The following is a 13,073-nucleotide window of genomic DNA, read 5'->3' as shown; positions in this document are numbered from 1 at the left end:
TCACAGATAATCCGTTTTCTTTATCGTCTTTTTCATATCCGCTTGCCAGTATTTCCAACCGGCAATCATGAGGGCTACAGCTGTGATGCCCGTCAGTAGCGGCCATTCCACAGCAATGGCCATTGTCCACTCAATAAAACCGCTTCCCGACAGCATAGGGAACAGCAAGTAGATGGCGGCTGCCGCGATTAAGATATAAATGAACGACAGTACAATCTCTTTCATCCTGAAATTTCCTCCCGCTTCACTGGCAGCCATCATAAAGCCGACCGCAATCGATATGGCAATCCACAACAGCACGAACACCGGATAAGCAACCGGCGTCATTCCTTCACGAAAATTGTCCGACATGAGCGGCATGGCAATCAGCAGGATCAATTGGAAGGGAAATGAACAGAACGCATGGATGATGAAACGGCTTTTGACAATTGTGTTTTTGCTTATCGGCAATTGCTGGAGCATGATGATCGGCGGGGACGACCATAGATTGCCATCCATTTTCTGCATTTGAAATTCTTTTCCTTTCATCCAGGCAGGAAACATGAAGAACACCAGCAAGAACATGATATCGAACCCTTTGAAGTCGCCTTCCAGATACACATCGAACGACATCATGAAGATGAGGCTCATGGCGATATAAAAAGCCAGGATCAACAATAAGTTGCGCAGCGATGCTTTTATTTCGAAAGCTGCCAAACGGTACGCTTGATTCCAGTCATTCATTTATATACACTCCTTCTCAACTTTTATACTGTTTATACTCATATACACAGTATAACTGTTTATTAGTTTCGTCAACTCTTTTAACTGAATATGTATAGGAGTTCCGCTAATTTTCCGGATAATAGCGAATAAAAAAAGGCTTGGATTTCTCCAAACCTTTTTTATCTCTATTAATCATTACTTCACTGCAAACGGGTACGTGGTGCTTTCTTCTAAAGTTTCGTTTATTAAACGGAGTTCCTCTACGCGGAAGTCAAGGGCTGCCAGTTGCATTGCGTTTTCAAAGACGATCAAGTCGGAGTCTGTGATTGTCTCTTCATCTGATGTGAAGCGAACTGTCGCCGTATCGTTTTCAAGTGAAGCGTCAACCACTTCCAATCCTTCCACCATGGCTGATGAGTAAGTTGCTCCTTCCTGATCCACTGCTTTCATCGCTTCCACTGTCTCAGGGAAGGACAACGGCTCTCCGTTCTCATCCGCCACTTGCTCTCCCACTTCTACGCCAGCTAAGAAGTTCGTCTGCTGCAACTCTTTATCGTAGATTGTATAGTAACCGCGCGAAATTCCTCTTTCTTCTTCAACAATCAAAGGCTTGTCCACTAAGCGCTGAGCTACAATGACATTTTCTTCGCCCTCGGGATTGGTAAACACAATTTCTTCAATGCCATATAGATCGCTGATTCCAAACAATGAACTATAGAAAAAGGTCGTTTGCGCAGAAGTTGTGGATAATGCACCTCCATCCTCTTCATTAAATTTCACGTTAAGCGTCGGCATATCAACAGTCAGCTCAGCATAAGATCCTAGAATTTCTAGTGTGGTAGGGTCGTTTTCAATCAGAGATTGCGTTAAGCTTTCTTCAAATGTGACTTCTTCATTTTCATCGCGTTCAATGTTGAATGCGGTGAGATAGCCGGTTTCTGTGACATAGGCATGGGTCTCGATAAAATAGGATGGACTCACCTGAGTTTCTTCAAAGCCATCTGAAGCATCGTCATTTGGCTGATCGATCGGTTCATCCGAGGCTTCCTCATCCTCATTGTTCTGGCTATCTTCGTTACTTTCCTTTTCTTCTACCGCTTCTTCCTCATTAGGTGTCGGTTCACTTGGAGAATCTGTGTCCTCTGTGCTAGGCGGTGGATTTTCAGTTTCTTGACAGCTTGCGAGTAGAAGTGCGGCAAAAGCCATTCCGGCCATTTTGTTTATATTCCTCACTCATAACGCCTCCTTGTTATTCACGTACCCGTCCTCTGAGTACTAAAAGCGCTTTGAGCGGATATTTTTCCATAGATCATATAAAAATTCATATATATGGGATTTCAAAAATTTAAGTATGCCGGTACTAAGCTTTTGTAAAAGACCATTCTGATTACCCAATCAGTGATTAACATTTCTTTTAAGACCTGCCAATAAAGAATTTTTTTTGTCTATTCAACCATTATATAAATAGCAGGAATTTCCAAATCTAAATCGAAATGATATACAATCGATTACTTTAAAGGAGGGCTAATCATCTCAATTGAAAATTTATTCACTCCCATTAAACTAGCAATCACTTCTCTGGCGCTATTGCTGATATGCGCAGGATTGTCAGGCTTCTTAATCTTCTCGTTTGATGACAATCAAATTGCCCAAAACCAATTAACAGAGCTATTCCAGAATGACCCGAAAGTCCAGCGGGAAATGACACGTACAGAAGCTCAGATGAATTCGGAAATATTCGCCGCCGATGTGGTGGAGGGTGCAAAACAATTGCTCTTTTATCCTTTTTATTTGCTCGTCGCATCCGCCTTATTGAGTGTTGGCGGGTTATTGACGATCAATTTGAACCGCTTTGTGCCCGCTGTACTGTTCTCGCTAGCAGGTGTGCTGTCCTTATTCACCTTGCTGCCTCCGGTCCTGTTGTTTTTCGCCTCGAACCGACTCTTTGCTACTTCCCCTGCCATTAACACCCAATGAAAGGATCGATTTGATGACAGATTTGGGATTGCTATCACAAGAAGATTACTTTATAGCCTTTGAAGGATTTGCAGAAACGAGACTGCCAGGAACAGCATTGCGTATTTCTATACGCGGCAGCGAGAATGAAACAGACCTGCTCTTGAACCTTCCCGGCACAGTGGATAGATGGCATATTGATTTCCGTTCATATGCCACGTATTCCGTAACTTCCGAAGATTTCACAAGAATGTCTGACTCTGACACAGCACATGCTTATCGCATTCATCAACAGTCTGATCTTCTCACTTATTTGGAGAATCGGACGAATTTGAAGCAACGGGAAAGACAAGAAGAAATCAGCTACCAGCATTTCTCTTTCGCCTGTATGGAACATCAATTGGATATAATTTCTTCCGAATCGCCGATTATTCAATTACTTGGCACGAATTAGAAGACTGCATTAGCTCAAAAAAACCACCTGGAGATCAATCCCTAGGTGGTTTTCGCAATACTCAACATCTCGTTTCACTTCAGCCGCTATGCCCCATGCCTTTCATTTTCTTGCCTTTCCCTTTTTTCTCGCAGCGTTTCCCGGCTTGCATGCGCTTCTTGTGCTTGCCGCCTTTGCTTTTGTTCTGGCTCGATGCCATCAAAAACCCAAGGCCGGTCATCATAAGCGGTAGCATCACGATGAGCTCAATCGGGACAATGGGCCGGTAGACGGTTTTTTCCGCCGTCACGTCGTAGATGCCGATGGGTTTGACTGAGAACGATCCGCCTGCCCCTTCCCCGTGGCCGCCTTCGAATTCCTCGAAGCCTGGCGATTCTGCATCTTTGTCTTCTCGTTCGTAGCCGCCGCCAGCACCCGCACCGACGCTATACCTGATTCTCGCTACTGGAATGATGGTCCTGCCCTGCATCTCGATCGGGTCGCCGTATACGAGCGACACATCACGCGCACTTGAAAACTTTTCGAAAATCGGACGTACCGGAGACGATTGGAACGGAATCATTTCTTTTTCATCCATGTTCTACACTCCTTTTTTGACGATGAATTCTCATGGCCAAGGCAGCAGTAATAGCAAGCGGCATAGATCCGCACTGTCGATTGTTAGTATATACATTCGCCCCGCCCGCCACTAACCCTCTAATTTTCATTGCTGAATCCCAGTTAAAAAGCATATAAAAAAACGCCTGGATTTATCTCCAGGCGTTTTCGGCTAAAATATTCTTCTTTTCCATAGAGAAACCGCGATGACAAGCATCAAAATGGCGGACAGAACCAGTGTCGTAATCCATGAACCAGGCTCCTGCCCGGAAATAGGCAACGCCACGTTCATGCCGAAAAAGCTGAAGATCAAGGTCGGAAGGGTTAAGAATACCGTGAAAAGGGTCAAGGTTTTCATCGTGTTGTTCAATTCATTCGATATGAGCGAAGAATACGAGCCCGTGATGCTGTCCAAGATTCTGGTATACAGCTCAGTCGTTTCAATTCCTTGATTGTTTTCGATTTTCACATCTTCCAACAAGTCTTCATCGTCTTCATACAATTTGATGGAATGCGTCCGGAACAACTTCGTGATGACATCGCCATTCGCTTTTAATGATGTCAGGAAGTACACCAAGCTTTTTTCAATCTCCATGATCTTATATAGTTGCTTGTTCGTTAAAGAATCCTTCAAATTGCTTTCGATTTTGAGGCGCTGTTTGTTCAATTTCTTCAACTTCATTATGTACTGGGTAGAAATCGACAATAACACTTCAAGCGCAAAGCGATTTTCATCGACGTATTCACGTTTTTCTTGATGACGTTTTCCACGGAATTCGTCGCTTGGCTGCATATGGTGACGATGAAATCTCCCCCTAAAATGATGCCGATGGGGATTGTAATATAAGAGTCGAGCTGCGGGCTGTTGTCATCGACAATCGGAAGATCGTTAATGATCAATGTAGAATTTGTCTCTTCGTCATATTCAATCCGTGCGCTTTCTTCTAAATCCAATGGGTCTTCTAAAAATTCGATGGGAATATTGAAGCGTTCTACTATTCCTTTGATTTCCTCTTGTGAAGGCGCCACCATATTGATCCAACTATTCTTCTCGAAGGTATCAATTGTTTGTAAATCTCCGCCAGCAGAGGTTTTATGTATTGTAATCATGCTCGATCCCCCTTTTCTTTCTATCTGAAAGCCTCGCTTATCTAGAAACTTCCTATGATTGCAGTTACAGCGATTTTACTTCCAGACCTTTACGAGTTTACCCGAATTAGCTGCAAATCTAACTTTTTTGAAAAGCTACAGTTTCGTTCCAGATTTTCATGAGTGGAATGAAACACCGTCAGCCAGTCCTATATAGAATTTCGGTCATACAAAAAGCTGTTTGGATTTTTTCTCCAAACAGCTTTTGATTTTCAAATATGTGCGATTGCTTCAAAGGTGACGGCATGCTGAGCGTTCTTTGGGTATTGGCCGTATTCGTAATTGGACGACACGATGATGTCTTCGAAGCCTTGGCTGCCGAGCAGCAGCTTGAATTCCTCGACGCCGTACCAGCGCATCGGGAAGCGTTCGAGTTCGGTTTGGATCAGCTTGCCGCCTTGCCATTTCTCGTAGCGGTTATGCGACACGGAACATTGCTTGATCCAATCGACTTCGACGGTCTTGCTCTCGAGCGTGATCACTTCCCCGGCTTTTGTCTGCCAGGTCCGCGTTCTCGGCCGGTCGATCTCAAAGCCTTGCGGAACGTACAAATCGACGAGCAACCGGCCGCCCGGCGCCAGATGCTTACGGAAATTCTTCAAGGCTTTAATCGCCTGTTCACGTCCTGCCAGCAACTGGAACGTTCCCGCCGGCAAAATGACAGCATCGTATTCGACATCGATGCGGAATGTTTCCATATCCGCTTCGAATAATTTCGGATGCAACCCACGTTCTTTGCAATGGGCTCGGCAAATATCAAGCATTTCGGACGAACTGTCGAAGCCGTCGATGTGAAGGCCGTCTTCTAGGAGCGGCACGAGCAAACGGCCGGTCCCGGTAGCGGGCTCTAAAATACGCCCTTCATTCCCGGCAAGGCGCTCCCTGTAGAACTCGACATCGCCGAACGATTTGCCGATCGGCTTATCGAGGTCGTACACTTCTGCAGACAAGGAACTATAATAGCTGAGCATGACATCCCCCTCTTTCGTTTAAGAAAGTATGAACAACCCGTAAAGCGCCAACACGAGATTCGGCAACGCGAACAGCACGAGATTTTTCACTTTGGCGTTGCGCGCCTGCTGTGCCCGGCGGCGTTCTGAACTCGTGTTGAATGAAGATTTCACTTGCTTGCCTGCTGTGATGGACGAGATGACCGCCCAGACAAGCGCGATGACTGCGACCGCACCCGCAATCGGGAACAATAGCGCCCAGTCATCCGCTAGAAAAGCGATAAGTGCGATAAGGCCTGATACTAGAAGGCCGAGTAGAAAATGCTTCATAATAGTATTCCTCCTGTAATTCTAGTTTCCTTCTTATTTTACTAAATGAGGAAGGCTGTGGGAAACATTGCGTAAAAAAAGATGTCTTAACTTCATGAGTCTTTTTCTGTGTGGTCGAGAAAATTAGAAACCCGTATTTTCCGAAGCTTATCGCTCGCTTTCCGTGGGCTCGCGCCCAAGCCTCCTCAGTCGCCTCAAAACCCTTGTGCTCCCACATCTGCGTGGCAGATGCGTCGCAAATGAATTCGCTCAGCTAAGCTTCGCCCATTCATTCCTTGCGGGGTCTCGGTCGTCTCGCTAGTCCACAGGAGTCGAGCGAACGCTTCTCCAAATACTGAGATACAATATTGATTTTTGAATGTAGAAGGGTGCTCTCAATTTTATTCATAACGAATCATGATCTTCTCCAACACTCTGAAAAGTATAGGTGAGTTTCATTCGCCTTTTTCAGATGGCCATTCCGATTTCAGCATGCCGTAGACGACACTGTCGACAAAGTGATCGTAAAGCCATTCTCCCTGGCGAATGGTACCTTCTTCCGTGAAGCCGAGACGGATCGGGATGTTGCGGCTTTTCTGGTTGCCGACCGCTGCACGGATCTCGACTTTATTGAGCCCGCGCTCCGTTAGCGCATAATCCGTCAGCGCCTTTGCGACTCGCGTCATGATGCCTTTTCCCTGGTATTCCGTGTCGAGCCAATAGCCGATATAGGCCGTCTGTTTCGCTTCATTGATTTCGTTGAAGCCGGCGATTCCTGCCAGTTCGCCGCGGTAGACAATCGCGCAATTCAAGCTTTTGCCGAGCGCGAAACTCTCTGCACCCGACTGGATGAAATTTTTCGTATCCTCGATGGTTTTCGTGTGATCGAGCCACGGCAGCCACTCCTTCAGTGCAGCACGCGAACGATCCGTCAATTCAAAAATCCGTTCCGCATCTTGCGTCTCGACCAATTTCAACGCCAACTCTTCATCAATCTTATGTGTAAACATCCCGCTTCCCCCTTTTTTTGAATTATCCATAAGCGTAGCATATCCAGCATTTTACAAGAAGTGATTTTTGCAACTTTAAAAGACGCAATTTTCAGTGTTATAGCGTAAACTGGAAGAAAAGAAAGCGAACGGAGTGAACGCTTATGTTCAGGCTCTTTATTGTCCTCGTCGCTTTGATGGTCGTGCTCATCATCCTCTGTCTCGTCTTGTTTTTCATTCGCCATAAACCGCATAAACTGCCCGCCCCCCACCACGAAGCGCAGTTATTGAAAGAGCGCTTTTCGCGCGGCGAGCTGTCGGAAGACGAGTTCCGCAAGCGCATGAAAGAGCTTGAACAAAAGCCGGGACTGCGTAAAAACGGATAGAATCTACTGGCCATTGTTTATTTTCCTGACAGTCGGGAAATCCAAGGAATAAGCGAATGAACATAATTCTTATAGGAGGTTTTACGGAATGGTAGAACATGCAAAACACGCAGAACTATCCAAGACGCTCCATGACTGCATGGTGGCGTGCAATCATTGTTTCGATGCTTGCCTGAAAGAAGACGATGTGAAAATGATGGCCGAGTGCATCCGGCTCGACCGCGAATGCGCAGACATGTGTGCCTATTTGGCACAAGCCATTGAACGCAACTCGCCGTTTGTCTCACAACTCGCGAAAGTATGCGCGGAGATTTGTGAAGCATGCGGAAACGAATGCAAACAACATGACCATGAGCATTGCCAAAAATGCGCGGAAGCTTGCCTGAAATGCGCAGAAGCTTGCAGACAAGTGGCATAAGAGACATGCGTCCGGCTGATCTGCCGGGCGTTTTTTCATGGGAGAAATGAGGGGACATGATGACAAAACGCATATTGGTCGTCGGCGCCGGCATCGGCGGATTGACGGCCGGATCCTTGCTGGCAAAAGAAGGTTATGAAGTGACCGTGCTCGAAGCTGCTGCAGAACTCGGCGGCTGCGCCGGAAAATACAAACGCCATCCGTATTTATTTCCGGTCGGCGCCACACTCGGCATGGGACTCGAGCCCGGCGGCATTCATGAACGCATATTCCGCCACCTCGGAAAGCAAATGGAACTCGAACCGCTCGAGCGGGTGATGGAAATGGTCCACCCGACAGGAACTTTCGTTTTCCATAAAGACCGCAGGAGGCATGTGCGCGAACTCGCTGCGCATTTTCCACAGCATAAAACCGCGATCCTGTCGTTCTATGCGGAATTGTACCGGACGGCACGCATCACCCGCACCTTGATGGGGCCGCTGCCTGCGCTGCCGCCAGCCAATGCGCGGGAATGGGCTGCGCTCACCAAAGCCTTGCGCCCGGTTCATTTGCGCCTGTTGCCGAAATTCCAGCTGACACTCGGTGACGTGTTGAAAAAGCACGGCCTCCACGAACTCGATGCGTTCCGCCATGTGCTCGATGGGCTGTTGATCGACAGCATGCAGACGTCAACGGAAGATGTCTCGTATCTGCTTGCGGCAGTGGCGCTCGATATTTACCATGAAGGCGCTTATTACGTCCCGGGCGGCTTGTACCGTTTCGCGGAATTGATGGCGGACAGCATTAAAGAAAATGGCGGCAAAGTAAAAAAGCCGCGCACCGTACAGACGCTTGAGTATCAAGAAGGCGTCTGGCATGCCCGCGACCAGCGCGGCAATTCCTACGAAGCGGACGCCGTCGTCTTCAATGCGCCGATCCAGCAATTGACCGAGCTGTTGCCGGTCGATCATCATCACCGATTGAAACGCCCGCTGCAAGAAGGCATCGGCACCGAAACCTGGACGACTTTGACTTTATACTTGGCGATCGATGCAGAGAAACTGTCAGAACCTCTCCCCGAATTCCGCCAGCTCTCGAGCGGTGCGGCCATGGACGAAGGGCATCATTTCTTCATGTCGGCATCACGGCCCGATGACCGGCTGCGCGCCCCTGAAGGCTTCCAGACGGTGACCATTTCGACGCATTCGAAGCCCGGCTATTGGCAGCCGCAGGAGGATTATGAAGCGATGCGCACCGAACTCTCAGAGCGCATGCTGGAGTTGATCGAGCAGCATATCCCAGGATTCCGTTCGGCGATCGTCCATGTCGAAAGCGGCGCCCCGCTCGCCTGGCAGCATTATACCGGACGTCCGAACGGCTATGTGGGCGGCTTCGCGCAGACTTTGGATGCGGCGTTGTTCAAGTCCATTTCACATCATAGCGGTTTGCCGGAACTGTATCTGACGGGTGACCATATCTTCCCTGGCGGCGGCACGATCGGCGTCGCCGCAAGTGGCATCCACTGCGCACGCTCAATTTCCGGAAAAGCTTTGCTGACGTAAAAAACACCCGCCCTCAGATTTGAGGGCGGGTGTTGATCGTTTGTCATGCTAGGCTTCCATTAGATAAGGTATTCACTCATTACCGCTTACTGCACTTGCCCCGCATTCAAGATTTGTGTCCAGTTTTCACCGGCATCCTGCGTCTCCCATGCATGGCCTTTGGCTGTATAAATTGCCAGCTGCTCTGGGTTCTCCGGATGCTGCGCGAGGTAGACAACACCGTCTTCTGTCATCTCCGGCAAGGAAATCTCCTCTTCGCCGCCTGACAGATCACGTTTCACGAGTTTTGCTTCTTCGCTGTACGTAGCGTAATAAAGCGCATCTTCACTGAAGAATGCAGCGGTTCCGAGTTCGCCTTCCGTGATGCGCGTGAAGCTCTCGCCGCCGTCTTCAGACAAGAAAATCCCCTGGTTCGACGCTGCTGCGATCATCATCGAATCATCGGGATGCATCGCAAGATAGGTCACTTTTCCCTCAAGCCCTTCTGCTGCTGTCTGCTGCCAAGACTCTCCGGCATCGTCGCTGCGGTGGAAGCCGGTTTCCATTTCGGAGTTGGCTTGCGGATTGAAGACGAATAAATTATTCGTATTGTAGCCGACTGCCATTTCATGAAAATCCGTTTCTCCTTCAAATCCGAGGTCATCGAAGGTTTCTCCCCCATCATCGCTGCGTTTGATGCCGAGCGGATTTTGCATGCCGGATTGCATATCTGGATGCCCTGATGACACAAAACCAGTCGCCGTGGCGTTAAAGCCCATGAAATCATGGTATTGATCTTCTATTTCTGTCCAGTTTCCATCGCGATTCACTTTCAAGCCGTGATGCGAGGCGAAATACAATCCGCCGTTTTCTTCGATATAACCCATGCCATGAACATGGTCCATCATGCCGTCAAACGGGACTTCAAGCTCCATTGCCGCACTATCCACTGCTGAAGCTGTTTCGGTTTCCTCAGCTGATTCAGGTGCCGCGTCGGTTGAATCTTCTGTTTCCTCTTGAGCCGTTTCTGCGCTACAAGCTGAAATGAACAGCCCGGCTGCCATGACCGGCCATAACCAGTTCTTTTTCATCGCTCGATCTTCCTCTCTGTTGTGCTATTTCTATAGTTTCATGGTCCGCATAAAAGGTCAACTAATTGCGCAAAATGATGCATCTTTGTCACAAAACACATACTCCGCCACGTATCGGGTATGTGGCAAGTAGAACAAGATTTTCAGGAAATGAGGGAATTGCATGATTAGGAAAAAACTCATGATGGGCAGCGCATCACTCGCAGCAGCCCTGACACTTGCCGCGTGCGGAGGCGAGGAAGCTGATAATTCATCCGCTCCCGAAGAACAAGCCGAAACGACCAACGAAGCAGGTGAAGTGCTCGAAGAGATCGATGACCCAGAAGAGCGCGAAGAAAGCGATGGCCATGAAGGCATGGACCACTCGAGCGATGGCGAAGTGCCAGACGAGTTGATGGAAGCCGATAATCCAACCTATGCCGTTGGGGATACGGCGACCATCCAAGCAAATCATATGCCTGGCATGGATGGCGCCACAGCAACCATCGCCGGTGCGTATGACACGACTGCCTACAGCGTCAGCTACACGCCAACTGACGGAGGCGCACCGGTCGAAAACCATAAATGGGTCATTCACGAAGAACTCGAAGACGCACCAGATACCCCTTACGCTGAAGGCGATGCCGTCACACTCGACGCCGAGCATATGGAAGGCATGAAAGGCGCAAGCGCAGCGGTCGACAGCGCTGAAGAAACGACCGTGTACATGGTCGATTTCGAAAATACCGAAACCGGAGAATCAGTCACCAACCATAAATGGGTTACAGAAAGCGAATTAGCCGCTGAGTAATGAAAAGAACGCCTGGGATTTTCATCCAGGCGTTTTTTTATTGGATGAAAAAGCGATATCTCTACGGCATACAGTCACTTCCTTAATCAATTCTCTGCGAAACCGTGGGTTAAGCATGTCCGCCCCCATCACGCTGGTTCTAGGTTCGCTTTTTCTTCAGCGCAATCATTAAGTTTCAAGGCAGCCATTCAGGGAATAAAACTACGTAAACTCTTAATTTTTTCCAGAAGGAAGGCACAAATTATGAAGGAATTTATCGGATTACTGAAGTTCGGCACGAAATCGGCTTTGTGGGCAGCTATTGTAAACACAGTGGTCGCCATCATAAAAACCGCCGCTTACCTCATTACCGGCAACGTCGCGATGTTTGCAGAAATGATGCATAGTTACGGCGATGCTGCTAACCAATTTTTTGTTTTTATAGGTTCTGCACTCAGCAAAAAAGAGCCTACAGAACGGTTTCCAGGTGGATTCGGCCGTTTGGTGAATCTTGTTTTATTAGGTGCGGTCCTGGTCGTCGGGGTACTTGCCTACGAAACGATTGTTGAAGGAATCCATCACATTTCAGATGCCACCCATTCCGAGGACTGGTTCTGGCTGAACATCGGCGTCTTAGGAACAGCAGCCATGCTCGAAGCTGCAGTGCTTTACAAGGCCATGAAAGAAATCACCGAGCATTTGCCGAAAGACGAAGTGAGCGGATTCAAAATCATTCCGGCAAGTTACAAGCATGCCAAAGAAGCAAAACCAGCCACCAAACTGGTCTTTCTAGAAGACAATGTGGCAGTCGGCGGAGCCTTATTGGCGTTATTGGCTATTGTTATTTCCACCTATACACCATTTCATAGCGCAACTGGCTATGCCTCCATCATCATCGGGATTTCGCTTATTGTAGTCGTCGGCCGAATTTTCCTCGACAATGCAGCCGGCGTTCTCGGAGTTGCGGATCTCGGGCTGCAGGCACGCATTGGCAGTAAAATCATGGAGCACCCACAAATAATGGACATTCAAGATTTATATGCCATCAAAGAAGGAGACAGCCTGCATATCGAAATCAAAGTGGAAGTAGATCCATCGATGACGATTGAAGAAGCAGACGATATCCGGGATTATATCGAACAACAACTCAAAGAAAAGATAAAGAATGTCACAGACGTCATCATTGAATTTGATGAAGACGATGGAAAAGTTACTTGGATTAAACCGCAGGAGTGAGAAACAACCGCTTCCTGAGATGGCACGTCTGAAAAGCCGACCGTTGAATGGGTTAAGTTTGTTGGTTTGTTTAACGGATCGAGATATCTGATACTTCATTCTTCGAGCTGTTTGAAGAAAACTATAGAATATGATGCACTTCCACAATTCACTTTAAAACTGAAGAAACAATCTTACGCTCTAAAACTAAAGACGAAGTGGAGGGGGCTGACGCCTGTGGGACCGCGCGAATGAATAAGTGAAGGGGAGCTGAGCTTATTCATTTGCGACATATCTGCTTGCAGATATGTCGCAGGCTTTTTTTCTTTGGCACGTTGGCCGGGCACCCGCCCCATACCCGGGCAGCTGAAAGCGCGACGTCCTGTCGCATCAGCTGCATGACTCACATCCTGCGAGCCTCAAGCAGCCCCCTGCAACGCAGTCTAATAGCGCAAGCTATTCTACTCACTCGCTTACTTACTTCTCTTAAAAGATTTGCCACTTCGTCACTCAGCATACGATTAAAGCACAAAAACCCGCCAGAAATTTTCCTGGCGGGTTCACT

Annotated in this window: 14 protein-coding genes and 1 pseudogene; 7 read left to right on the top strand and 8 right to left on the bottom strand. The window is 48.0% G+C overall.

Going from position 1 to position 13,073, the window contains the following annotated elements; genetic code table 11:
- Together CW734_RS04220 and CW734_RS04215 are read right to left on the bottom strand one after the other, a co-directional pair.
- Entirely contained in the window at positions 1 to 723 is a 723-nt protein-coding gene (locus tag CW734_RS04220) for a hypothetical protein (protein WP_101189558.1), read from the bottom strand.
- Between the two features lie 177 nt (positions 724 to 900).
- Positions 901 to 1,938 carry a hypothetical protein gene (locus tag CW734_RS04215; protein WP_145990596.1) on the bottom strand — a complete coding sequence of 346 codons (1,038 nt, stop codon included), beginning with the start codon at positions 1,936 to 1,938 and terminating at the stop codon, positions 901 to 903.
- A 372-nt stretch (positions 1,939 to 2,310) separates the two neighbouring features.
- Between CW734_RS04215 and CW734_RS04210 the strand changes: the two genes are divergently transcribed.
- Both CW734_RS04210 and CW734_RS04205 read left to right on the top strand, forming a co-directional pair.
- Positions 2,311 to 2,682: a hypothetical protein gene (locus tag CW734_RS04210; RefSeq protein WP_101189556.1), complete on the top strand. Its 372-nt coding sequence runs from the start codon at positions 2,311 to 2,313 to the stop codon at positions 2,680 to 2,682.
- A 13-nt stretch (positions 2,683 to 2,695) separates the two neighbouring features.
- The gene (locus tag CW734_RS04205) at positions 2,696 to 3,115 is read left to right on the top strand and encodes a hypothetical protein (RefSeq protein WP_101189555.1); all 420 of its coding nucleotides are present in this window, start codon (positions 2,696 to 2,698) and stop codon (positions 3,113 to 3,115) included.
- 79 nt (positions 3,116 to 3,194) lie between these two features.
- Here the strand turns inward: CW734_RS04205 and CW734_RS04200 are convergent, their stop codons facing one another.
- The 5 genes and pseudogenes from CW734_RS04200 to CW734_RS04180 form a co-directional block, all read right to left on the bottom strand.
- The gene (locus CW734_RS04200) at positions 3,195 to 3,692 is read right to left on the bottom strand and encodes a GerW family sporulation protein (RefSeq protein ID WP_101189554.1); all 498 of its coding nucleotides are present in this window, start codon (positions 3,690 to 3,692) and stop codon (positions 3,195 to 3,197) included.
- A 192-nt stretch (positions 3,693 to 3,884) separates the two neighbouring features.
- Positions 3,885 to 4,744, bottom strand: a pseudogene (locus tag CW734_RS04195) (magnesium transporter CorA family protein).
- A 329-nt stretch (positions 4,745 to 5,073) separates the two neighbouring features.
- Positions 5,074 to 5,832, bottom strand: coding sequence for a class I SAM-dependent methyltransferase (locus CW734_RS04190; protein WP_101189553.1), 759 nt, complete (start codon positions 5,830 to 5,832; stop codon positions 5,074 to 5,076).
- An 18-nt stretch (positions 5,833 to 5,850) separates the two neighbouring features.
- Entirely contained in the window at positions 5,851 to 6,141 is a 291-nt protein-coding gene (locus CW734_RS04185; protein ID WP_101189552.1) for a DUF5316 family protein, read from the bottom strand.
- Positions 6,142 to 6,575: 434 nt separating this feature from the next.
- Positions 6,576 to 7,130 carry a GNAT family N-acetyltransferase gene (locus tag CW734_RS04180; RefSeq protein WP_101189551.1) on the bottom strand — a complete coding sequence of 185 codons (555 nt, stop codon included), beginning with the start codon at positions 7,128 to 7,130 and terminating at the stop codon, positions 6,576 to 6,578.
- A 143-nt stretch (positions 7,131 to 7,273) separates the two neighbouring features.
- Between CW734_RS04180 and CW734_RS04175 the strand changes: the two genes are divergently transcribed.
- From CW734_RS04175 to CW734_RS04165, 3 genes are all read left to right on the top strand, one after another.
- Positions 7,274 to 7,495 carry an SHOCT domain-containing protein gene (locus tag CW734_RS04175; RefSeq protein WP_101189550.1) on the top strand — a complete coding sequence of 74 codons (222 nt, stop codon included), beginning with the start codon at positions 7,274 to 7,276 and terminating at the stop codon, positions 7,493 to 7,495.
- 88 nt (positions 7,496 to 7,583) lie between these two features.
- The gene (locus tag CW734_RS04170; protein ID WP_101189549.1) at positions 7,584 to 7,913 is read left to right on the top strand and encodes a four-helix bundle copper-binding protein; all 330 of its coding nucleotides are present in this window, start codon (positions 7,584 to 7,586) and stop codon (positions 7,911 to 7,913) included.
- 59 nt (positions 7,914 to 7,972) lie between these two features.
- Positions 7,973 to 9,454, top strand: coding sequence for a phytoene desaturase family protein (locus CW734_RS04165; protein WP_101189548.1), 1,482 nt, complete (start codon positions 7,973 to 7,975; stop codon positions 9,452 to 9,454).
- A gap of 86 nt (positions 9,455 to 9,540) precedes the next feature.
- Here the strand turns inward: CW734_RS04165 and CW734_RS04160 are convergent, their stop codons facing one another.
- Positions 9,541 to 10,524 (bottom strand): F510_1955 family glycosylhydrolase, encoded by a 984-nt coding sequence (locus CW734_RS04160; protein WP_101189547.1) that lies wholly within the window; start codon positions 10,522 to 10,524, stop codon positions 9,541 to 9,543.
- Positions 10,525 to 10,687: 163 nt separating this feature from the next.
- On the opposite strand from CW734_RS04160, the gene CW734_RS04155 reads away from it, so the two are divergent.
- Both CW734_RS04155 and CW734_RS04150 read left to right on the top strand, forming a co-directional pair.
- Positions 10,688 to 11,314, top strand: coding sequence for a YdhK family protein (locus CW734_RS04155; protein WP_101189546.1), 627 nt, complete (start codon positions 10,688 to 10,690; stop codon positions 11,312 to 11,314).
- A 243-nt stretch (positions 11,315 to 11,557) separates the two neighbouring features.
- Entirely contained in the window at positions 11,558 to 12,529 is a 972-nt protein-coding gene (locus CW734_RS04150; RefSeq protein ID WP_101189545.1) for a cation diffusion facilitator family transporter, read from the top strand.
- The last annotated feature ends 544 nt before the right edge of the window (positions 12,530 to 13,073 follow it).

Source organism: Planococcus sp. MB-3u-03 (genome assembly GCF_002833405.1).
Lineage (GTDB): Bacteria > Bacillota > Bacilli > Bacillales_A > Planococcaceae > Planococcus.
The sequence above is the reverse complement of the archived record's forward strand: the minus strand, read 5'-3'. Positions and strand labels throughout refer to the sequence as shown.